General features: G+C 75.7%; 20 protein-coding genes. 13 read left to right on the plus strand and 7 right to left on the minus strand.

The annotated features are described in order from the left end of the window. The first annotated feature begins 96 nt into the window (after nt 1-96). The 4 genes from LN042_RS02005 to LN042_RS02020 all read left to right on the plus strand — a co-directional run bounded on the left by LN042_RS02005 (nt 97) and on the right by LN042_RS02020 (nt 3,278). Nucleotides 97-987 carry a PfkB family carbohydrate kinase gene (locus tag LN042_RS02005; protein ID WP_230047968.1) on the plus strand — a complete coding sequence of 297 codons (891 nt, stop codon included), beginning with the start codon at nt 97-99 and terminating at the stop codon, nt 985-987. After that, nucleotides 984-1,697: a haloacid dehalogenase-like hydrolase gene (locus LN042_RS02010; protein ID WP_230047969.1), complete on the plus strand. Its 714-nt coding sequence runs from the start codon at nt 984-986 to the stop codon at nt 1,695-1,697. Before LN042_RS02005 ends, LN042_RS02010 begins: the two co-directional genes overlap by 4 nt. Beyond that, the gene (locus LN042_RS02015; RefSeq protein WP_230047970.1) at nt 1,694-2,581 is read left to right on the plus strand and encodes a glycosyltransferase family 2 protein; all 888 of its coding nucleotides are present in this window, start codon (nt 1,694-1,696) and stop codon (nt 2,579-2,581) included. Before LN042_RS02010 ends, LN042_RS02015 begins: the two co-directional genes overlap by 4 nt. Nucleotides 2,582-2,765: 184 nt before the next feature. After that, complete coding sequence (locus LN042_RS02020) at nt 2,766-3,278, plus strand: hypothetical protein (protein ID WP_230047971.1); 513 nt, start codon at nt 2,766-2,768, stop codon at nt 3,276-3,278. 639 nt (nt 3,279-3,917) lie between these two features. Here the strand turns inward: LN042_RS02020 and LN042_RS02025 are convergent. The 6 genes from LN042_RS02025 to LN042_RS02050 all read right to left on the minus strand — a co-directional run bounded on the left by LN042_RS02025 (nt 3,918) and on the right by LN042_RS02050 (nt 9,370). Beyond that, a complete protein-coding gene (locus LN042_RS02025; RefSeq protein WP_230047972.1) occupies nt 3,918-4,478 on the minus strand; it encodes a hemerythrin domain-containing protein in 561 nt (186 codons plus the stop codon). A gap of 489 nt (nt 4,479-4,967) precedes the next feature. Beyond that, nucleotides 4,968-5,156, minus strand: coding sequence for a DUF2795 domain-containing protein (locus LN042_RS02030; protein ID WP_230047973.1), 189 nt, complete (start codon nt 5,154-5,156; stop codon nt 4,968-4,970). Between the two features lie 93 nt (nt 5,157-5,249). After that, entirely contained in the window at nt 5,250-6,587 is a 1,338-nt protein-coding gene (locus tag LN042_RS02035) for an MFS transporter (RefSeq protein WP_249800527.1), read from the minus strand. A 130-nt stretch (nt 6,588-6,717) separates the two neighbouring features. Continuing rightward, nucleotides 6,718-7,788 (minus strand): glycosyltransferase family 9 protein, encoded by a 1,071-nt coding sequence (locus tag LN042_RS02040; RefSeq protein ID WP_230047975.1) that lies wholly within the window; start codon nt 7,786-7,788, stop codon nt 6,718-6,720. Then, nucleotides 7,785-8,366 (minus strand): D-glycero-alpha-D-manno-heptose-1,7-bisphosphate 7-phosphatase, encoded by a 582-nt coding sequence (locus LN042_RS02045; RefSeq protein ID WP_230047976.1) that lies wholly within the window; start codon nt 8,364-8,366, stop codon nt 7,785-7,787. The genes LN042_RS02040 and LN042_RS02045 overlap by 4 nt, the downstream gene beginning before the upstream one ends. A gap of 44 nt (nt 8,367-8,410) precedes the next feature. Next, nucleotides 8,411-9,370, minus strand: a complete 960-nt coding sequence (locus LN042_RS02050; RefSeq protein WP_230047977.1) for an NAD-dependent epimerase/dehydratase family protein — start codon at nt 9,368-9,370, stop codon at nt 8,411-8,413. Nucleotides 9,371-9,637: 267 nt separating this feature from the next. On the opposite strand from LN042_RS02050, the gene LN042_RS02055 reads away from it, so the two are divergent. Continuing rightward, entirely contained in the window at nt 9,638-9,865 is a 228-nt protein-coding gene (locus tag LN042_RS02055; protein ID WP_230047978.1) for a DUF6480 family protein, read from the plus strand. Nucleotides 9,866-9,935: 70 nt separating this feature from the next. On the opposite strand, the gene LN042_RS02060 is transcribed toward LN042_RS02055, so the two are convergent. After that, on the minus strand, nt 9,936-10,508 hold the full coding sequence (locus tag LN042_RS02060; RefSeq protein WP_230047979.1) for a hypothetical protein: 573 nt from the start codon (nt 10,506-10,508) through the stop codon (nt 9,936-9,938). A 432-nt stretch (nt 10,509-10,940) separates the two neighbouring features. Here LN042_RS02060 and LN042_RS02065 point away from each other — a divergent pair, with 432 nt between their 5' ends. The 8 genes from LN042_RS02065 to LN042_RS02100 are packed head-to-tail and all read left to right on the plus strand — an operon-like array spanning nt 10,941 to nt 20,098. Continuing rightward, complete coding sequence (locus LN042_RS02065; protein WP_230047980.1) at nt 10,941-12,608, plus strand: carbamoyltransferase family protein; 1,668 nt, start codon at nt 10,941-10,943, stop codon at nt 12,606-12,608. Next, the gene (locus LN042_RS02070; protein ID WP_230047981.1) at nt 12,605-13,720 is read left to right on the plus strand and encodes a glycosyltransferase family 2 protein; all 1,116 of its coding nucleotides are present in this window, start codon (nt 12,605-12,607) and stop codon (nt 13,718-13,720) included. The genes LN042_RS02065 and LN042_RS02070 overlap by 4 nt, the downstream gene beginning before the upstream one ends. A gap of 4 nt (nt 13,721-13,724) precedes the next feature. Beyond that, entirely contained in the window at nt 13,725-14,687 is a 963-nt protein-coding gene (locus LN042_RS02075; protein WP_230047982.1) for a glycosyltransferase, read from the plus strand. After that, on the plus strand, nt 14,684-15,955 hold the full coding sequence (locus LN042_RS02080; RefSeq protein ID WP_230047983.1) for a glycosyltransferase: 1,272 nt from the start codon (nt 14,684-14,686) through the stop codon (nt 15,953-15,955). Before LN042_RS02075 ends, LN042_RS02080 begins: the two co-directional genes overlap by 4 nt. After that, on the plus strand, nt 15,955-16,575 hold the full coding sequence (locus tag LN042_RS02085) for a D-sedoheptulose-7-phosphate isomerase (RefSeq protein ID WP_230047984.1): 621 nt from the start codon (nt 15,955-15,957) through the stop codon (nt 16,573-16,575). The genes LN042_RS02080 and LN042_RS02085 overlap by 1 nt, the downstream gene beginning before the upstream one ends. Continuing rightward, the gene (locus tag LN042_RS02090; RefSeq protein WP_230047985.1) at nt 16,572-17,966 is read left to right on the plus strand and encodes a PfkB family carbohydrate kinase; all 1,395 of its coding nucleotides are present in this window, start codon (nt 16,572-16,574) and stop codon (nt 17,964-17,966) included. Before LN042_RS02085 ends, LN042_RS02090 begins: the two co-directional genes overlap by 4 nt. Nucleotides 17,967-17,999: 33 nt before the next feature. Further along, entirely contained in the window at nt 18,000-19,013 is a 1,014-nt protein-coding gene (locus tag LN042_RS02095; protein ID WP_230047986.1) for a glycosyltransferase family 9 protein, read from the plus strand. Continuing rightward, complete coding sequence (locus LN042_RS02100) at nt 19,010-20,098, plus strand: glycosyltransferase family 2 protein (RefSeq protein WP_308191749.1); 1,089 nt, start codon at nt 19,010-19,012, stop codon at nt 20,096-20,098. Before LN042_RS02095 ends, LN042_RS02100 begins: the two co-directional genes overlap by 4 nt. Nucleotides 20,099-20,104: the final 6 nt, after the last annotated feature.

Below are 20,104 nucleotides of genomic sequence, written 5' to 3' on the forward strand. Positions count from 1 at the left end.
CGGCGTAGGAGGCAGTGCGTATACGGCTCAGTGGTGATCCGCTGGGAGCGGTGCCGGCGACGGACCGGTGCGAGAGTCCGCGAGAGTCGAGGAGCGATGGACGACGACATCCGCCGCGCCGGCACGGCGGCTCCTCCGGGGCGCCCACGGGTGGCCGTGGTCGGGCACGTCGAGTGGACGACGATCGCCGGCCTCGACCAGCTGCCCACCGCCGGTGACGTGATCCACGCCGAGCCGCTCTGGCAGGGCCCGGCGGGCGCAGGCGCGGTCGCGGCCGTCCGACTGGCCGAACTGGCCGGTCGCTGCGCCTTCTTCACCGCCCTCGGCGACGACCGGGCCGGGCGGCGGTCACGCGCCGAGCTCGAGCACCGGGGCGTCCGGGTGCTGGCCGCCGTCCGTACCGAGCCGACCCGCGAGGCGGTGAGCCTGGTCGACCGCTCCGGCGAGCGCACCACCATCACCTTGGGGGCGCGGCTGCAACCGGTCGTGGCCGATCCCCTCGACTGGGGCGAACTGGCGGCCTTCGACGCGGTGTTCTTCACCGCGGGCGACGCGGCCCTGCTGCGCCGGGCCCGGCGGGCCGGGGTGCTGGTGGTGACGGCGCGCGAGTTCGGCACCGTGCTGGAGTCCGGCGTCCGGGTCGACGCGCTGGTGGGCAGCGGCTGCGACCCGGCCGAGAGGTGCGATCCGGCCCTGTTGCGCACGCCGCCCGACCTGGTGGTCAGCACCGAAGGCGGGCGCGGTGGCGTGTTCAGCCGCTGCGGCCGGCCTCCCCAGCGATACCGGGCCGCCCGCGCACCCGGTCCGCTGGTCGACACCTACGGGGTCGGGGACAACTTCGCGGCCGTCCTCACCTACGCGCTCGCCACCGGGGCGACCGCGGCCGACGCGCTGGCCCTCGCGGCCCGCCACGGCGCGGCCTGCACCGCGCGGCGGGGCCCGTTCGCGGCCGAGCCCGCTCCCCACCGACGGGTGGCCCCGGTGTGAAGCGCCTCCTGGTGCTGTGGGACATCGACGGCACACTGATCGACGACGGCGGCCGCTGCCAGGCGATCTACCCGCGAGCCTTCGAGCGCCTCACCGGCACCCCCGCCCGCCACCGGGTCGCCACCGCAGGCCGGACCGAACCCGACATCATGGCCGAGCTGTTCGCACGGCACGGCGCCGAACCGGTCGAGCCGGGCCGGGTCACCGCCGAACTGGTCACCCAACTGCGCCGACTGGCCCCCGAACTCCGGGCCGCCGGAAGGGTTTTGCCCGGTGCCGTCGAGGCACTGCGGGCGCTGGGGCGCCAGCCTGCGGCGGCCCAGTCCGTGCTCACCGGGAACCTGAGGGCCAACGCCGCCCTGAAGCTGCGGCTGTTCGGGCTGGCCGGGTACCTGGATCCGGGCATCGGCGCGTACGGCGACGACGCCCGCGAGCGGGCCGCCCTCGTTCCGGTGGCCCGCCGCCGCGCCGCCGCCGCGCACGGGCACGAGTTCGACGCCGACGGCACCGTGCTGATCGGCGACACCCCGCGGGACGTGTGGGCGGCGCGCGTCGGCGGGGCACGGGTGATCGCCGTCGCCTCGGGCGCGAGCAGCACCGCCGTGCTGCGGGAGGCGGGAGCCGATGCCGTACTGGCGGATCTGCGCGACACCACCGCGCTGCTCCACGCCGTCCAGGCGCTGCGGCCGGCCGCGCGGAGCGCCGGATGAGCGAGCAGCTCCCCCCGGTGCGCCTGGTCTCGGTCGTGATGCCCGCGCACGACGCCGAGGCGACGATCGCCACCCAGCTGGCCGCCCTGAACTGCCAGACCTACCCGGGGGAGTGGGAGGTCATCGTCGTCGAGAACGGATCGAAGGACGGCACCCGCGCGCTGCTGCGGTCCTGGCAGCAGCGGACGTCTCGGCTGAGGGTGGTTCACGCCACCGCCGGGTGCGGCGTGAACCGCGCACGCAACATCGGCTGCCACCAAGCGCGCGGCGAACTCGTGCTCTGCTGCGACGCGGACGACGTGGCGGCTCCCGGCTGGATGGCCGGGCTGGTCGACGCCCTGCGCACCAGCCCGGCTGCCGGCGGCGCCCTGGAACGCCGCAAGCTCAACTCCTGGTTGGCGCTGGCCGCGCGCCCGCCGAAGGAATCAGACGCACTGCTCGACACCTTCGCCTTCCTGCCCTACCCGGCCGGCGCCAACTGCGGCTTCCGCAAGGAGCTGTGGCACCGCCTGGGCGGGTTCGACGAGAGCTACCGCTATGGCGGCGACGACGTCGAGTTCTTCTGGCGTGCCCAACTGGCCGGCTACCGGCTGGCGTTCGCTCCCGACGCCGTCGTGCACTACCGCCTGCGCGCCGAACCCCGGGCCATCATCCGCCAGTTCTACCGCTACGGCCGCTCCCACCCGCAGCTCTACCGGGACTTCGCCGGCCGCGGCATGCCCCGCTCCCGGCCGACCGACGTCGCCCGCGCCTGGTGGCGGCTGCTGAACCGCCTGGCCGACCTGGTCGGCCCCGCCGACCGCCGTGTCGCACTGCTGGCCCAACTCGCCATGCGCGTCGGCCGCGTCGTCGGCAGTGCCAGGTGCCGGCGCTGCTACCTGTGACCGGGCCGGCGACTCGCGGGCCCGCCCGGGCCGGCCCGGGGGAGGTGTGAGCGTGGTCACGTCACGGCTCGCGGCGGCCACTTACACTGGTCTGGCACAAGCGGGGCACCGTCGCTCCGCGCACGTAGCTCGCGAAGGCCGACCACTGCGGACACCGGCGAGCACCTCCGAAGGACCGATCGCCGTGCCCTCCGACCTGACCGCGGTCATAGCCGCCTCCACCCGCTGGCTCCTGGCCGCCTATCCGCCGCCCGCCGGCGCGCTCAGCCACGCGCTGGCCGAGGCCCAGGCGCGGCAGGCCGCCACGGTCGCCGCCGCCCTGTGCTACCCCACCGAGCTGGACGTGCAGCTGCTCCAGCTGCTCGCCCCCAGCGGCGCCCACCGGCTGGACTGGCTCACCGGAAGCGACCCGGCGCCCGACGACACCGCCTGGCGCACCTGGGTCGACGAGACGGTGGTCAGCTGGGCCGCCTGCCTGCTGGCCGACCCCGCGCTGGCCGCCCGGGCCCGCCAGGCCCTCACGGCGACCGAGCACCACACCGAGGCCGGCGGCCTGGGACGCCTCACCGACCCCGGTGACCAGGACCGCGACGCGGCCGCCCTGCTGCGCCACCCGGACCTGCTCGAAGGCATCGCCGGTCTGCACCGGTCCGCGCTCCTGGCGCGGCTGCGGGTCGAAGAGGCCGGACTGGTCTGACGCCGCGCGCCCCTCGGCCGCGGCTCGTCCCCCACCACGACCGTCGTCCACCGGGCGGCTCGTCGCTCACCGCGACTGTCGTCCGCCGGGCGGCTCGTCGCTCACCGCGACTGTCGTCCGCCGGGCGGCTCGTCGCTCACCGCGACTGTCGTCCGCCGGGCGGCTCGTCGCTCACCGCGACTGTCGTCCGCCGGACGGCGCGTCGCTCACCACGACCGTCATCCGCCCGGACGGAGCCGCGAGCGGGGCGTCGTGGACAGGATCCGGCATGGCGCGCGCGTCATGGCGCGCCGGCAACCTGGCCCTGATTCGGTCGGTGGCCGCGGATGAGGCGCCAGATCCCGCGGCGCCCGCGCAGCAGCAGTCGGTGCAGGGCAGTGAGCTGGGTGTGGGGTGTTGCCATTGCCGTTTCCTGATCGCCGGGGGTTCCTCCGACCGCATGCCCGGGGTCACGCGGCTGAAACGCCGCTCGCCGGCGGTCGGGAACCTGGTCGGCCCTGCCAGTCGAAACCGTTCGGTCGAGCCCAGCCGACCCCGGTTGGCCCGGTCGTCGAGGGACAGGGCACCGACGGTTCCGCGCGGCGGCCGTGACGGCGGCGGCCGGGAACGCCCCCGAAGGGGCCCCGGCCGCCGATCGGCTCAGGAGCGGCCGCGTCCGGTCACCATGTCGCGGGCCCGGTCGACCAGGCCCGCGCCGGGCGCCAGCAGCTTGTTGGCCGGCGGACGGTCCGGGGCGGAGGGATGCGGACGGGTGGGCGCCAGCTTCTTGGCGGTGCGCACCTTGTCGCCGAGCTCGTTCAGCTCGGTCGCCGAACAGCCCGCCGCCAGTGCGGGGAACAGGTTCTGCTCCTCGTCGGCGACATGGCCGGTCACCTCGTGGATCACCTGCGTCACCAGCGCGTCGAAGGCCGGGTCCTCGACCTTGCTGCCCTCCAACTTCTTGAGCAGCTTCTCCACGGTCGCGTGGTCCTGGATCTCCTTGTCGGCCAGCCTGTCACCGTTGGCCACGTACTTGCGCACCGCCGGGTAGAGGTACTGCTCCTCGGCCACCGCGTGGCGCACCAACTCGATGGTGAACTCATCGGCGAGCTCGCGCCGCTGTCTGTCACCGGGCTCCAGCGCCTGGATCCGCTCGAACATGCCCTCGACCTCGCGGTGGTCGCTGGTCAGTTCCGCGATCACGTTTCCCTTGTGTCCCATGGCGGTCTCCCTTCCTGCTCCCGGGTGCCACGGTCGTGCCACCGGGGGGTGTCGTTGCGGATCGTCCGCCGGACGGCCCACCGGTTCCGCCAGGATCCGGCCCGGGACGCGCCCCGCCAGGCTCCGGGTGGTCACCGCTCGCCGCGTCGGCACCCCCGCGCTCGCACCCCCGCGCTCGCCCTGACGCACCGCCCGGCAGGGCACCACCCGCGAAGGGCGGAACTCACCAAGGCGGCCGATCCCCTCGGAACTCCAACCCGCGACTGCCCAGTCGGGCCGGTCTCAATCCTCGGGGGAGCCTTCGGTCCGCCACCCCTGCTGCTCCCGTCGCCGCGCGGGCTCACCCGCCGCGCGGGCTCACCTGCCGCGCGGGCTCACCCGCCGGGTGCGCTCACCCGCCCGGTGGGCTCATCCCCCGCTCGCGAGGAGACCGGCGCCGCCGCCCGAGGGGTGGGGCGCCGGTCTCCTCCGGTCAGCGAGGTCGCCCGATCAGTGGAACACGGCCTTCTGCACTTCACTGGGGTTCTCGAAGTCCTGGGACGGCAGGTGCGAGAGTTCATCCATGATCGTCTGATCCGCGCCGTTGTTCTCGGCGCAGCGCATCAAATCGTCCCGGCTCGACGGGTAGTTGGCACCCTTGAGCGCCATCTGCAGCTCGATAGGACTGACGTCAGCCATCGAATCCTCCCAACGGTTGCTTCGAGCAGTCGTGCGTTTCGAACGTTCTGCGCTATGAGTCATCCGTGTGCCCGGAATGCGGCGCTTCATGCACTACGCCGAGGCGCAGGCCAGCTGAGGAATCGGGGCCGACCGGCGCAGCGCCGGTACCAGCGCCCCGGCGGCGACCGCGCCGGCCGTGACCAGTCCGCCACCGACCAGCGCGCCGCGGGCCCCCAGGGTCTGGATCAGCAGGCCGAGCAGGGGCGGGCCGGCCAGCCCCCACGCCGTGCTCAGGCTGCGCCAGGTGCCCAGCACCCGGCCCCGCAGGTGCGCGGGCGGGTCGGTCTGCAACAGGGTGGTCACCGCCGTGTCACCCGCGGATTCGAGCACCGCCATCGGCACCACGGCCAGCACCAGCGGCAGCATCGTGGGTGACAGCGCGGCGACGGCCTGGAGCAGTCCGCCCGCGGCGGTCACCACCGCCACCAGCCGGACCGACGGCCGCCGCAGCCGGCCCGCCAGTACGGCCCCCGCCGTACCGCCGATCGCGAGCACGCTGGACACCAGGCCGTAGCCGCCGGGACCGGCGTGCAGCGGTCCGGTGACCAGCGCCGCCAGGGTCAGGCCGTAGTTGCGGCCGAGGACCGAGCCGAGGGCGGTCAGCGCGGCCAGGGCGAGCAGGCGGCGGCGCCGGCAGAAGAAGGCGAGCCCCTCGTACAGTGCCCGGCCCCCGCGGGCCGGCTCGGTCACGGCCGCGGGCGGTGGCGGCTCGGCCGGGTTCAGCCGTAGGAACGGGATGACCGCGGCGACGCAGAGGAACGACAGGCCGTTGGCGGCGTAGGCGCTGGCCGGACCGAGCAGGCTCATCAGCAGGCCGGCCAGCGCGGTGCCGGCCAGTCGTCCGACGCTGCTCACCACGGAGCCGACCGCGATCGCCGACGGCACGTCCTCGCGGGGCACCAGGTCATTGCCCAGCAGCGCGCAGGCCGGGCCGTCGACGGTGGCGATCAGACCGCTCACCAGGGCGAGAGCGAGCAGCACCGGGATGGTGAGCAGGCCGCAGGCCACCAGGACGGCGGTGGTGAAGGCCACGACGCCCAGCAGCGCCTGGCCGACCCCGGCCGTCAGCTTCCGCGGCCAGCGGTCGACGGCGGCGCCGCCGGCGAGCCCCAGCAGCAGGCCGGGCGCCACCTGGATGGCCAGCGAGAGACCGGTCATCGCCGCCGAGTGGGTCAGCTGCAGGACCAGCAGGTTCTGGACGGTGAGCTGCATCCAGGTGCCCGCGTTGGACACCAGGTTGGCCGCCGACCACCAGCGCATGCCGCGGTGCCGCAGGCTGCGCCAGGGGGCGCGGGCCGCGGCGGGAGCGGGCTCGGGGGCGGGCGTGGGAGGGACGGGGGCGGCACCCTGGTGCTCGGCGGAGGAGGCGGGCGCGGACGTGATCGTCAGGGACACAAAGACCTGCTGGCGAAACGGGGACGGGCCAGTGGCCCATGCTCACAGCCCGGACCGGCAACCCGAAGTGTCCGATCTCACGTGGCGCCGGGAGCGACGTCAACTCCCTTGTGGCACACGGATTTCACCTGGGCGTGTCGTTGTTCACAGCGCGCTGTTCCGGCCTGCCGCCGGGCTCGGCCGGAGCCATCGGCCGACCGGCCAGCGCCGCGACGGCCTCGGCGACCTGCGCCCCGGTGACCGAGTTCAGGCAGGGGTGGCCCGGCACCGGACAGGTCCTCGCCCGGGTGCCCGCGCAGGCCGCCTCCTGGTCGCCGAGCACCACGTGCGGCACCCGGTAGGGCCGCCACCGCTCGGCCGGCACGACCGGCGCGAACAGGCAGACGACCGGAGTCGCGACCGCCGCCGCCAGGTGCGCCGGTCCGGTGTTGCCGACCACGAGTGCGGAGGCGGCCGACAGGACGCCGGCCAGTCCGGCGAAATCGGTTCGGCCACCGAGATCGAGCGCGTGGTGGCGGGCGACCTCCGCGGTGAGCTCCTTCTCAGCGGGCCCGCCGGTGACCACCACCCGGTAGCCGGCCTCGGACAGCGCCCGGACGGCCTCGGCGGCGGTGGCGGCCCCGGGAGCCCGGGAGGGGACGGCGGCACCGGGATGGACGACCACGTACGGATCGGGCCCGGTGAGCTCGTGCATCTCGGGAGCGGGGCGCACGCGCAGGGCGCCGTCGTCCCCCTCCGGGAGGGTGAAGCCGGCCGCCCGTGCCAGGTCGAGCGCCGCTTCCGCCTCGTGCCGTCCAGGCGCGCGCCGGTGCCGCAGGTCGAGCAGGGAGCCGGGGTAGTCGCGGCTGTCGGCGGCGATGTCGCGGATGCCCGCCATCCGGAGCAGCAAGGCGGTGGGCAGCGGGCTCTGGTGCGCGGAGGTGAGGACCAGCGCGCGGTCGAACCCGCCCTCGGCGAGCTGTGCCACCAACCGGGTGATGCCGTCGGCCCGCACCTGCGGGGGCTGGAAGCCGACCCACGGCGCCTCCCACACGATGATCCGGTCGACGCCGGGCAGCAGTTCGGCGGCCCGGGCGCCCTGCGGGCCGCACAGCACCACGACCTCGTCGGAGCCGTCCGCCACCGCCCGGACGGCAGGGCCGGCGAGCAGGACGTCACCCGCGCTGTCGAGGCGCACCACCAGGGTCCGGCTCACCGGTCCCCGCCCCCGGCACCGGCGGCCCCGCGGCCGAGCAGCAGGTCGACGGCCGAGGCCAGGTCCGGTGCGCACTCGGCCGCACCGGCGACCTCCTCCGGGCGGGTCACGGCGGTGGGCACCAGGACACCGCGGGCACCGGCGGCGCGCGCGGCGGCGAGGTCGGACCCGATGTCGCCGATGACGGCGGCCCGGTGCGGTGCCACTCCCAGGGACCGGCACGCGGTCAGCACCAGCCCGGGGGCCGGCTTGCGGCACTGACAGCCGTCCTCGGCGCCGTGCGGGCAGATCACCCAGACCGCGAAGGGACCGAGGAGGTCCTCGACCCGCTGCCGGACGGCCTCGACGTCCGCGTGGCTGAGCAGCCCGCGGGCGATGCCGGACTGGTTGCTGACCACGCCGACCGCCACGCCTCGCTTCCGCAGGGCGGTGAGCGCGGTGAGCGCGGTCGGCATCGGGCGGACCAGGTCGGGATCGCCGTTGTAGGGGACGTCCTCGATCAGGGTGCCGTCGCGATCGAAGAGGACGGCTGCCGGCGGGCCGGAGTGCGCCGCGGGACGAGGTCGGGGAGTGTGCATCAAGGGCCTTCCGGACGAGCCGACGGATCCGCAGGGGAGGACCGTCACCCCTCGGGGTGTTCGCGGAACCAGGCGATGGTCCGCTCCAGGCCGTCCCGGGGGGCGGTGCGCGGTTCCCACCGGAGCTTGCCGCGGGCGAGCGTGAGGTCGGGGCGGCGGACCATCGGGTCGTCCGTCGGGCGCTCGATGAACTCGATCACCGACGAGGAGCCCGTCAGCTCAATGATCATCCGGGCGAGTTCGAGCATCGTCAGCTCGGTGTCGTTGCCGATGTTGACCGGTCCGCTCAGGTCTGACCAGGCCATGGCGAGGATGCCCTCGACGGTGTCGTCCACATAGGTGAGGGAGCGGGTCTGGGTGCCGTCCCCGGTGACGGTCAGGGGCCGGCCTGCCAGCGCCTGCCGGATGAAGGTCGGCACCGCGCGGCCGTCGAAGGGCCTCATCCGGGGGCCGTAGGTGTTGAACAACCGGACGATCGCGGTGTCCACGTCGGCCGCCTCCGCCTCCGCCGTGGTCAGCGCCTCGGCGAAGCGCTTGGCCTCGTCGTAGACGCTGCGCGGGCCGACCGGGTTGACGTTGCCCCAGTAGCTCTCGCTCTGCGGGTGCTCCAGCGGGTCGCCGTACACCTCCGACGTCGAGGTCAGCAGGAACCGGGCGCCGTGACGCCGGGCCAGCTCCAGGGCGTTCCGGGTGCCCGCGCTGCCCGTGTCCAGGGTGTGCAGCGGCAGGCGGAGGTAGTCGGCGGGGGAGGCCGGCGAGGCGAGGTGGCAGACCAGGTCGGTGTGCCGGTCGACGTCGAGCCCCTGGGCGACGTCCCCGGCGACGAAGGTGAAGCCGGGGTGGTCGGCCAGCTGGGCGACGTTGTGCGGCGAACCGGTGCAGTAGTCGTCGACGCAGGTGACGTCGTACCCGTGCGCCAGCAGGGCCTGGCACAGGTGCGACCCGACGAAGCCGGCGCCTCCGGTGACCACCGCGTGCCCGCGGCCCGTTGCCAAGGTGCTCATCAGGCGTGTCCTCCTCGGGAGGGAGTGGTTCAGGCGCCCGCCGGTCTTCCTGGCGCAAGAACAGGATCAGTGACCCGGACCGAGTTGGCGACAGCACGACTGCCGATGGGGGAGGGAGCCGTCCCCGGCGGCAGCCGCAGCCGGGCAGCCGGCCGGCGCCGGGGACGGCCGTCCGCGTGACGCGTGAAGCGGCCCGTGCCGGGTAGCCGCGACGGTGCACCACAGTGCAGCGCCCGGCGGGCCGGGCACGCCAGCGAGGAGTGCGCCATGACCACACCAGATCCCGACCCCACGACCACACCCGGGCTGGAGCATGGCACCACTCCGCCTCAGGGCGACACGCCGCCGGCGGAGGGCGGCATCTCGGGGATCTCCCACCCGGAGCCGCCGGAGCTGCGGCGCGCCTGGGGGCCCTGGCCCGCCGTGCTGATCGTGGTGATCGCGGTGGTGTTCGCGCTGATCCTGATCGGCAGCATCATCGCCCTGACCATCTGATCACCATCGCTCTGACCATCCGATCGACCCACCGACCGTCGACCCGCGTGCCGGCCGGCCTCCCCGACGGTCACCGGAAGATCAGCTCATGGCCGGTCGTCCCGTTCGCCGCCGTGACGGCCGGCCGGTGGGTCTTCGAAACGGAGGCCAGCCAGACGCCCACCGCTCGCTCCTTGGCGCGAGCGGCCTCGGCCGGCAGCGGGATCCAGGCGGCCCGGTGCCAGGGCTTGCCCTTCCGGGTGCCGTCGGCGGCCCCGGCGAGGTACTCCACCAGCGGTGGCCGCTGCCGCAGCGAGCAGGCCAGCAGCGACGCCCAGCGCACCGCCCCGCTCGCGGCCGCCCGGTCGTCGCACCACGGCGCCGCGCACAGCTCGAAGCCCTGGACGAGGAACCCCAGGCGGCGGGTGATCTCCCCGACCCGGGAGGTGATCGCGGCGGCCGGGATGCCCAGCCTGACCACCTGCTGCTCCGCCACGCCCAGCTCTGCGAACGCCTTGAGCAGGGGCGTCTCACTGCCGCCGGTCGCCCGTAGGGCCGCATCGGGCCCGCCCACGGACACGATGGAGACGCGTGCGCCGTCGGCCGTCAGCATCGCGATGCTGCCACCGAAGCCCGCCAGTAACTCGAACGGGTGAGCGGACACGATCACGGCGCTGCGGATCGGACCCAGGGGCTGACCGGCATCGGCCGGCAGCCGCCGAACGGCAGGGGGATCCGATCGGCCGCGGGGGCGGCTCGGAAGGCTCTCGCTCATCCCCACACCCTCCGTACTCCCTCCGTCTCGACCGGACAACGGGCACCGCGGCGGCGCGGAAGCCGGCCGGCGGTGTGCCGGCTGGGCCGTCGCCGCGGCGGCGGTGACACCGCCAGCGTGAGCCATCGGAGCACGGGTCGCACCAGCGGTGGGGGCGCCGCGCCGAGCGGTGGGCCCGGTGGTCGGCACGGTGGGTGACGTCCGGTCCGCCTCGGGTCGCGCCCGCCGTCGGGTCGGCCGAAGCTGTGACGGAAGGTGCCCGCCGGTTCCTCCGGCCGGCGGGGCGGAGAGATCCAGGTCTCCCGAGCGAAGGCAGAGCCCATGCGCGTCCTCGGCATCAATGCCCTGTTCCACGACCCCGCCGCCGCCCTGGTCGTCGACGGTGCCGTCGTCGCGGCGGCCGAGGAGGAGCGGTTCAGCCGCCGCAAACACGGGAAGCGGCCCCTGCCCTTCTCGGCCTGGGAGCTGCCCGAACAGGCGGCGCGCTGGTGCCTGCGCCGGGCCGGCCTGCGGCCGGAGGACCTCGACCTGGTCGGCTACTCCTTCGATCCGGCGCTCGCCGAGCCCGCCGACCAGCTGGGACTCGACGACCCGTGGGACTGGCTCCGGCAGCGGTACGCGCAGGACGCGCCGTCGTTCCTGGCCCACGCCCTGCCGGGCCTCGACCCGGCGAAGGTCCGGTTCGTCCCGCACCACGTGGCCCACGCCGCCTCGGCGGCCTTCGCCGTCGACGGCACCGCCGACCCGTCCTCGGTCCTGGTGCTGGACGGCCGCGGCGAGGCCGCCTCCCACCTGGCCGCCCGCCGCATGGGCGGCCACCTGGAACCGCTGGCCGCCCAGCGGCTGCCGCACTCGCTCGGCCTGGTCTACGAGGAACTGACCCAGCACCTGGGCTTCCTGCGCTCGTCGGACGAGTACAAGGTCATGGCGATGGCCTCCTACGGCTCACCGAGCATGGCCGCCGAGATCCGCCGTTACGTCTACCCGACCGGGGACGGCGGCTTCCACGCCACCGGGGTGCCGTGGCCGCAGCTGGCGCCCGCGCTGCGGCCGGGCCAGGAGTGGAGCGGCCGGCACGCGGACCTGGCCTGCTCGGCGCAGCTGGTCCTCGAAGAGGTGCTGCTCGACCTGGTGCGCTGGCTGCACGGCCGGACCCACGACCCGCTGCTGACCATGGCCGGCGGGGTCGCACTGAACTGCGTGGCCAACTCCCGCATCGCCCGCGAAGGCCCCTTCGACCGCGTGTGGGTGCAGCCGGCCGCCGGTGACGCGGGCACCGCCCTCGGTGCCGCGCTGTTCCTCGCGGCCGGCGCGGGGGAGCCGCTCGCTCCGATGCCCGGCGCCGACCTCGGGCGGGCCTGGTCCGACGCCGAGCTGGAGGAGTGGCTGGTGCGGGCCAAGGTGCCGCACGCGCGACCCACGGACATCGCCGCCGAAGTGGCCCGGGTGCTGGCCGACGACGGCATCGTCGCCTGGTTCCAGGGGCGTTCCGAGTTCGGCCCGCGGGCGCTGGGCCACCGGTCCCTGCTGGCCCATCCGGGTAGGGCCGCGAACCTGGAGCGCCTCAACGACGTCAAGGGGCGCGAGCAGTTCCGCCCGGTCGCGCCCATGGTGCTGGCCGACCGCGCCGACAAGATCTTCGACGGTCCGCTGCCCAGCCCGTACATGCTCTTCGTCCACCAGGTCGCCACCGAGTGGCGCGAGCGCATCCCCGCGGTGGTGCACGTGGACGGAACGGCCCGGATCCAGACCGTCGACCCGGCGGACGACCCGTTGACCGCCCGGATGCTGGAGGAGTTCGAACTGCTGACCGGTCTGCCGGTGGTGGTCAACACCAGCCTCAACACGGCGGGCCGCCCGATGGTCGACGACGTGCGCGACGCGCTGGAGTGCTTCGGCTCGTCGCCCGTCGACCTGCTCGCGCTGGGGCCGTTCGCCGTCCGGCGCGGCGCGCTCTTCGCCGCCGGCGGTGAAGGGGCCCGGCGATGACCGCGATCAACTACGCCGTGGTCGTCCCGACGCTGGGGCGGCCGTCACTGAGCACCTGCCTGGCCGCGCTGGCCGGCAGCGCCGGCCCGCGCCCGGCCCGCGTCGTGCTGGTCGACGACCGCCCGCTGGACGACTGCGAACCGCTGCCGGTCGTGGTGCCCGCCGCCCTGGCCGACCGGATCAGCGTGGTACCGGGCGCCGGCAACGGACCGGCCGCCGCGCGCAACGCGGGCTGGCGCAACGCTCCCGAACCGTGGATCGCTTTCCTGGACGACGACACCGTGCCCGGCCCCACCTGGGCCGCGGACCTGGTCGCCGACCTCACCGCGGCGGGCCCGCGGACGGCCGGCGTGCAGGGGCGGATCGTCGTCCCGACGCCGGACGACCGGCCGCCGACCGACTGGGAACGGACCACCGCCGCCCTGGCCACCGCGCGCTGGATCACCGCCGACCTGGCCTACCGCCGGGTGGCGCTGGCCGAGGTCGGCGGCTTCGACGAGCGGTTCCGCCGGGCGTTCCGGGAGGACGCCGACATCGCGCTCCGACTCATCGACCAGGGCTGGGAGTTGACCACCGGACGGCGGACCACCGCCCATCCGGTCCGTCCCGCCGACCCGTGGATCTCGCTGCGGCTCCAGGTCGGCAACGCCGATGACGTCCTGATGACCCGACTGCACGGCCGCGACTGGTGGCAGCGGGCCGGGGCGCCGCGCGGCCGGCTGCCACGGCACCTGGCGGTCACCGGCGCGGCCGCCGCCGCACTCACCGCGGGCCTGGTCCGACGCCCAGGTGCCGCCGCCGCGCTGGCCGCCGCCTGGCTCCTGGGGACGGCCGAGTTCGCCGTCGCCCGGATCGCACCCGGACCGCGCACAGCGGCCGAGATCCGCGCGATGCTCGCCACCAGCGTGCTCATCCCGCCCGCCGCCGCCTGGCACTGGGCCCGCGGCCGGCTGCGCCACCGGAACGCCCCCGCCTGGACCGGAGTCGCCGCCCCCACCGCCTGGCCCGCGGCCTACCCCCTGCCACCGGCCGCGCCGTCCGCTGCGCCGGAGCCGGCCGACGCCGCCGTACCGGAAAGCCCCGGACGCGCGCCGGGAAACAGCGGAAGGTGACACCGTGAACATCCTGCTCTGGCACGTCCACGGCTCGTGGACCACCGCGTTCGTGCAGGGACCGCACACCTACCTGGTGCCCGTGCTCGCCGGCCGCGGGCCGGACGGCCTCGGCCGCGCCCGGACCTTCGACTGGCCGGCGTCCGTCGTGGAGCTGCCCCCGGAGCGGCTCCGGGAGACCCCCGTCGACCTGGTGCTGCTGCAACGCCCGCACGAGGAGCAGCTGGTGGCGCGCTGGTCGGGGCGGCGCCCCGGCCGCGACGTGCCCGCGGTGTACCTGGAGCACAACTGCCCGCACGGTGACGTTCCCGACACCCGGCACCCGGTGGCCGACCGGGACGACCTGACGGTCGTCCACGTGACCGAGTTCAACCGGCTCTTCTGGGACTGCGGTCGGACCAGGACCACGGTGATCGAGCACGGCATCGTCGACCCGGGCCACGGCTACACCGGTGAACTGACCGCCGCCGCGGTCGTGGTCAACGAGCCGCTGCGCCGGGGCCGCACCACCGGCACCGACCTGCTGCCGTACTTCGCCGAGCAGGCACCGCTGCACGTCTTCGGCATGGGCACCGCCGACCTCGCCCGCCACCTCGCGCTGCCCGCCGACCGGTGCCGCACGGCCGAACTGCCGCAGGCCGACATGCACCGGGAGTTGGCGCGTCGGCGGCTCTACCTGCACCCCGTCCGCTGGACGTCACTCGGCCTGTCGCTCCTGGAGGCGATGCACCTCGGCATGCCGGTCGCCGCGCTCGCGACCACCGAGACCACCCGAGCCGTGCCGCCGGGAGCCGGCGTGGTGTCCACCAGCCCGGAGGTCCTCGCCGCCGCCGTCCGCCACTACCTCGCGGAGCCGCAGGCGGCCGCCGAGGACGGCGCCCGGGCCCGCCGGGCCGCCCTGGAGCGGTACGGCCTCAAGCGCTTCCTGACCGACTGGGAGCGCCTGATCGAGGAGGTGACCCGGTGACGTCCGCCCTCACGATCGCGCTCGTCTCGGAACACGCCAGCCCGCTGGCCACCCTCGGCGGTGTCGACGCCGGCGGCCAGAACGTCCATGTCGCGGCGCTGGCAAGGGCGTTGGCCGACCGAGGCCACCGGGTGACGGTGCACACCAGGCGCACCGACCCCAGCAGCCCCGAGCACGTCCGGTTCGCCTCCGGGGTCACCGTCCACCACGTGGCGGCCGGGCCGCCGCAGCCGCTGCTGAAGGACGAACTGCTGCCCCACATGCCGGCGTTCGGGGACCAGCTCGCCCGGTACTGGGCGGTCCGGCGACCCGACCTGGCGCACGCGCACTTCTGGATGTCCGGGCTGGGCGCGGTGCGGGGTGCGCGCCGCCACCGGCTCCCCGTCCTGCAGACCTACCACGCGCTGGGCGCGGTGAAGCGCCGCCACCAGGCCGAGGCGGACACCAGCCCGCCGACCCGGATCGCGATCGAGACCGCGGTCGGCCGGTCCGTCGCCGCGGTCATCGCCACCTGCCGCGACGAGGTCGCCGAACTGGTCGCCATGGGCGTGCCGGCCGAGCGGATCTCGGTGGTGCCGTGCGGGGTGGACCCGTTCACCTTCGAGCCGCTCGGTCCGGTCGCCGCCCGGACCGAGCGGCCCCGGCTCCTGGTGGTCGGCCGGCTGATCCCGCGCAAGCAGGTCGACCTCGTGGTGGACAGCCTCGTGGAGCTGCCCGGCGTCGAGCTGCTCGTGGCCGGCGGCCCCCCGGTCGAGCGGCTGGACGAGGACCCGGAGGCCCGCAGGCTCCTCGCCCGTGCGCGGTCCCGAGGGGTGGCCGGACGGCTGACTCTGCTCGGCGGCATGCCCGCCGACCGGATGCCCGCCCTGATCCGCAGCGCGGACGTCGTCGTGTGCCCCGCGCGGTACGAGCCCTTCGGCATCGTGCCGCTGGAGGCCATGGCATGCGGAGTGCCCGTGGTGGCCACCGCGGTCGGCGGCCACCTGGACACCGTGGTCGACCGGGGCACCGGGCTGCTGGTCGCCCCCGACTCGGCCGACGCCCTCACCGCGGCGATCGCCGCCCTGCTGCGCGAGCCCGCCACCCGGGCCGCCTACGGCGCGGCGGGCCGCCGCCGGATCCTGGACCGCTTCACCTGGGAGCGGGTCGCCGCCGGCACCGAGCAGATCTACCGGGAGGTGCTGGCCCGGCCGGCACCGGCCGCGCCGCGGGGCCGCCGCGGCTCCGCCGCCCGACCCGCCACGCGCACCAGAACAGGAGCTCCCTGATGGCCACCGAGTTCGACGAGTCGGCGTACGACCGGGCACGGGCCAGCGCGCACTGCCGAGCGGTGGAGAACGCCGTCGACCGGCTGCGCAGTGACCAGCTCCCACTGCTCACCCGCTGGGGCGAGGCCCTGGCCGGCCTGCTGCCGGCCGGCGGCCGGCTGCTCGCCGCAGGCAACGGCGGCAGCGCCGCCCAGGCGCAGCACCTGACCGCCGAGCTGGTCGGCCGGTACGCCGGTGACCGTCCGGCGTTCTCCGCGATCTCACTGCACGCCGAGACCTCCAGCCTCACTGCCATCGGCAACGACTACGGCTTCGACCAGGTGTTCGCCCGGCAGGTGGAGGCGCACGGCCGTCCCGGCGACGTCCTGCTGCTGCTGTCCACCTCGGGCCACAGCCGCAACCTGCTGGCGGCCGCCGACCTCGGCCGGGCCACCGGGCTGGGCGTCTGGGCGATGACCGGTCCGCCGCCGAATCCGCTGGCCCAGCGGGTCGACGAGGCACTCGCCGTCCCGGCAGCGCAGGCCGCCACCGTGCAGGAAGTCCACCTGGTCGCGGTGCACGTGCTCTGCGAGGCCTTCGACGCGGCCCTGCAGCGACGCGAAGCGGTGCGCCGGTCATGACCGGGCCACTGGTCGTGGTCGGCGACGCCCTGCTGGACCGGGACGTGGACGGCGACGCCACCAGGCTCGCGCCGGACGCGCCGGTGCCGGTGGTGGACGTGACGGCCGAGCACAGCCGACCCGGCGGCGCCGCGCTGGCCGCCTGCCTGGCGGCGCGGACCGGCCGGGAGGTGGTCCTGGTGACCGCGCTCGGCCATCAGGAGACGGCGGCGGAGGTGCGCCGCCGACTGGCCGACCGGGTCCGCCTCGCCGAGTTCCCCCTCGACGGCCCGGTGCCGGTGAAGACCAGGATCCGGGTGGCCGGCCGCCCGCTGGTCCGGGTCGACCACGAAGGCGGTCGGCCCGGTCGGCCCGGTGAAGCCGTTCGGCTCGCCCTCGGCGGCGCGGCGGCGATCCTGGTCGCCGACTACGGGCGAGGCGTGGCGGACGCCGTCCGCCCCCTGCTGTCGGCCGTCGCCCGGACCACCCCGCTGGTGTGGGACCCGCATCCCCGTGGCGGAGCCCCCGTCCCCGGAGTCCGGCTCGCCACACCCAACGCGGCGGAGGCCCGCACGATGGCGGCGGTGCTGGCCCCGGGCGCCGAGCAGGGCGACGGCCTGGCCGACCACAGCCGGCGGGCCGCCCTGCTCACCAGCCGCTGGCAGGCCACCGCGGTGGCCGTCACCCTCGGTGCCGGCGGGGCGCTGCTCAGCCGGGGCGCGGACAGCCCGATCCTGCTGCCCGCGCCCTACCGGACCAGCGCTGACCCGTGCGGGGCCGGCGACTGCTTCGCCGCCACGGTCGTCGCCGCGCTGGCCGACGGCGCGATCGCGGAGGAGGCGGTGCAGCAAGGCGTGGCGGCGGCGACGGCCTTCGTGGCGGCGGGCGGCGCGAGCTCGGCCCGGCTGTGGAACCCGGCCACCGCGCCGGTCCGGCGCTCCACCGACCCGATCGCGCTGGCCGAGGCGGTCCGGGCCGGCGGCGGCACGGTGGTCGCCGCGGGCGGCTGCTTCGACCTGCTGCACGCCGGCCACGTCAGCCTGCTGGAGTCCGCCCGGGGGCTGGGGGACTGCCTGATCATCTGCCTCAACTCCGACCGGTCGGTGCGCCGTTTGAAGGGGCCCGGCCGACCGTTCAACCCGGCCGAGGACCGTGCGAGGGTGCTCGCCGGCCTGGGCTGCGTCGACGGGGTCGTGGTCTTCGACGAGGACACGCCGCACGAAGTGCTCCGGCGGCTGCGGCCGCACCTGTGGATCAAGGGTGGCGACTACACCGCGGAGACCCTGCCGGAGGCCGCCGTGCTCGACGACTGGGGCGGCCACGCCATGGTGCTGCCGTACCTGGACGGCAGGTCGACCAGCACGCTCGCCCGCCGTGCGGCGGCCACGGTCGCCCCGGGAACCCGGCCGTGAGCGGCCCGGGAGGTCGGCGCGGGGGCTCCGGCCATGAGCACTGACGGCACGGTGCCCGCCGTGCTGGTGCTGCGCGCCCTCGGGCTGGGCGACCTGCTCACCGGCGTGCCGGCGCTGCGGGCCGTGCGGCGCCACTGGCCCGGACACCGGATCGTGCTGGCCGCGCCCGCCCGCCTGGCCGCCGCCGCGGCGGCGACCGGCTGCGTCGACCGGCTGCTGCCGACCACCGCACCCGCCCGTGCGGTGCCGGTGGCGCTGCCCTGGACCGGCCCGCCGCCGGACGTCGCGATCGACCTGCACGGCAACGGGGCACCGAGTCACCGGCTGCTGCGCACCGTGACGCCCGCCCACCTGATCGGCTTCGCCCGCGCGGGCCGCCCGCCGCTGGCCGGACCGACCTGGCGGGCGGACGAGCACGAACGCGACCGCTGGTGCCGGCTGCTGCGGTGGCACGGCGTCGAGGCCGACCCGACCGACCTGCGGCTGTCGCCGGCCGGCATCGCCTCACCGGCCCCGGATGCGGTCGTGCTGCATCCCGGCGCGGACGCCGGGGCCCGTCGCTGGCCGCCCGCACGGTTCGCGGCGGTGGCCCGAGCCCTGCGGCGGGAGGGCCGGCACGTCGTGGTGAGCGCCGGTGCCGGAGAGCGGGCCCTGGCCGAGCAGGTGGCCGCCGAAGCCGGTCTGCCGCCCGGATCCGTGATCGGCGGCCCGACCGACGTGCCGTTCGCGGAGCTGACCGCGCTGGTCTCCCAGGCCGCGGCGGTGGTGTGCGGCGACACCGGCCTGTCGCACCTGGCCGTCGCGCTCGGCACGCCGTCGGTCACCCTGTTCGGCCCGGTCTCCCCGCAGCTGTGGGGCCCGCCGGACGACCCCCGGCACGCCGTGCTCTGGCCCGGTGCCCCGGACGGCGTGCTGCGCCCGGGGGACGCCCACGGTGCCGCGCCCGACCCCAGGTTGCTGCGGATCACGGCCGAGCAGGTGCTGGCGGCGGTGCGGCGGCTGCCCGAACCGGTGGCGCCGGCCGCTCGCGGGACGGTCGGCCGATGAGCGCCCCGACGACGCGGATCGGAGTGGTCGTCATCACCCGCAACCGCCGCGAACGCCTGCTGCACACCCTCGACCGGCTGACCGCCCTGCCCGAGCGGCCCACGATCGTGGTGGTGGACAACGCCTCGCGGGACGGCACGGCCGCGGCCGTCCGCCGACGCCACCCCGAGGTACTCCTCGGCCGGCTGCGCCGCAACCTCGGCGCGGTGGCGCGCAACCTCGGTGCGGCCCGGCTCGGCACTCCCTACGTGGCGTTCAGCGACGACGACTCCTGGTGGCACCCCGGGGCGCTGGCGGCCGCCGAGTCGATCTTCGACGGCCACCCGCGGCTCGGACTGCTCGCGGCGGCCACCGAGGTCGGCCGGCACGCCGAATCCGACCCGCTCGACCGGCTGTTGGCCGCTTCGCCGCTCGGCACCGATCCCGACCTGCCCGGCCCGTCCGTGCTCGGGTTCCTCGCCTGCGCCAGCGTGGTGCGCCGCAGCGCGTTCCTGGGCGTGGGCGGCTTCCACCGGCTGCTGCACTTCGGTGGGGAGGAGACCCTGTTGGCGCTGGACCTGGCGGCGGCCGGCTGGGGGGTGGCCCACTGCCCGGAGGTGGTGTCGCACCACGAGCCGGCGGCCGAGCCGCGCCCGGGACGGGTCGCACGGCTGCGGCGCAACGAGTTGCTGACCTGCTGGCTGCGGCGGCCCTGGCCGCACGTGCTCCGGGAGAGCCGCGAGCTGGTCAGGGCGGCCGGCGGCGACCGCCAGGCCGCCAGGGCGCTGTTGTCGGCCGCACCCCGGTTGCCCGCCGCCGTGCTCGGACGCCGTCGGCTGCCGGCCGAGGTGGAGAGGGCACTGGCGCTGCTCGGCGGCGGGGGCGAACTGCACGGAGACGGCAGCGAACCTCCGGGGGAGCGGAGCGAGTTGCTCAGGGAGCGGAGCGAGTTACTCGGGGAGTGTGACGAGGTGCCAGGAAACCGCAGCGAGTTGCTCGGCGATGATGGCGAACTCCCCGGGAATAGCCGCGAATTGCACGGCGATAATGGCGAACTCCCCGGTAACCGTCGCGAGTTGTCCGAGGACCGCAGCACGACGGAGTAGGAGGAC

It is taken from the genome of Kitasatospora humi (genome assembly GCF_020907985.1).
GTDB classification, from domain to species: Bacteria; Actinomycetota; Actinomycetes; order Streptomycetales; family Streptomycetaceae; genus Kitasatospora; species Kitasatospora humi.

What these genes read in the sequence shown, in the direction of transcription:
- LN042_RS02015 (WP_230047970.1), top strand. Translation starts at nt 1,694, where the DNA reads ATGAGCGAGCAGCTCCCCCCGGTGCGCCTGGTCTCGGTCGTGATGCCC.
- LN042_RS02005 (WP_230047968.1), top strand. Translation starts at nt 97, where the DNA reads ATGGACGACGACATCCGCCGCGCCGGCACGGCGGCTCCTCCGGGGCGC.
- LN042_RS02100 (WP_308191749.1), top strand. Translation starts at nt 19,010, where the DNA reads ATGAGCGCCCCGACGACGCGGATCGGAGTGGTCGTCATCACCCGCAAC.
- LN042_RS02085 (WP_230047984.1), top strand. Translation starts at nt 15,955, where the DNA reads ATGGCCACCGAGTTCGACGAGTCGGCGTACGACCGGGCACGGGCCAGC.
- LN042_RS02055 (WP_230047978.1), top strand. Translation starts at nt 9,638, where the DNA reads ATGACCACACCAGATCCCGACCCCACGACCACACCCGGGCTGGAGCAT.
- LN042_RS02025 (WP_230047972.1), bottom strand. Translation starts at nt 4,478, where the DNA reads ATGGGACACAAGGGAAACGTGATCGCGGAACTGACCAGCGACCACCGC.
- LN042_RS02030 (WP_230047973.1), bottom strand. Translation starts at nt 5,156, where the DNA reads ATGGCTGACGTCAGTCCTATCGAGCTGCAGATGGCGCTCAAGGGTGCC.
- LN042_RS02050 (WP_230047977.1), bottom strand. Translation starts at nt 9,370, where the DNA reads ATGAGCACCTTGGCAACGGGCCGCGGGCACGCGGTGGTCACCGGAGGC.
- LN042_RS02070 (WP_230047981.1), top strand. Translation starts at nt 12,605, where the DNA reads ATGACCGCGATCAACTACGCCGTGGTCGTCCCGACGCTGGGGCGGCCG.
- LN042_RS02045 (WP_230047976.1), bottom strand. Translation starts at nt 8,366, where the DNA reads ATGCACACTCCCCGACCTCGTCCCGCGGCGCACTCCGGCCCGCCGGCA.
- LN042_RS02065 (WP_230047980.1), top strand. Translation starts at nt 10,941, where the DNA reads ATGCGCGTCCTCGGCATCAATGCCCTGTTCCACGACCCCGCCGCCGCC.
- LN042_RS02090 (WP_230047985.1), top strand. Translation starts at nt 16,572, where the DNA reads ATGACCGGGCCACTGGTCGTGGTCGGCGACGCCCTGCTGGACCGGGAC.
- LN042_RS02095 (WP_230047986.1), top strand. Translation starts at nt 18,000, where the DNA reads ATGAGCACTGACGGCACGGTGCCCGCCGTGCTGGTGCTGCGCGCCCTC.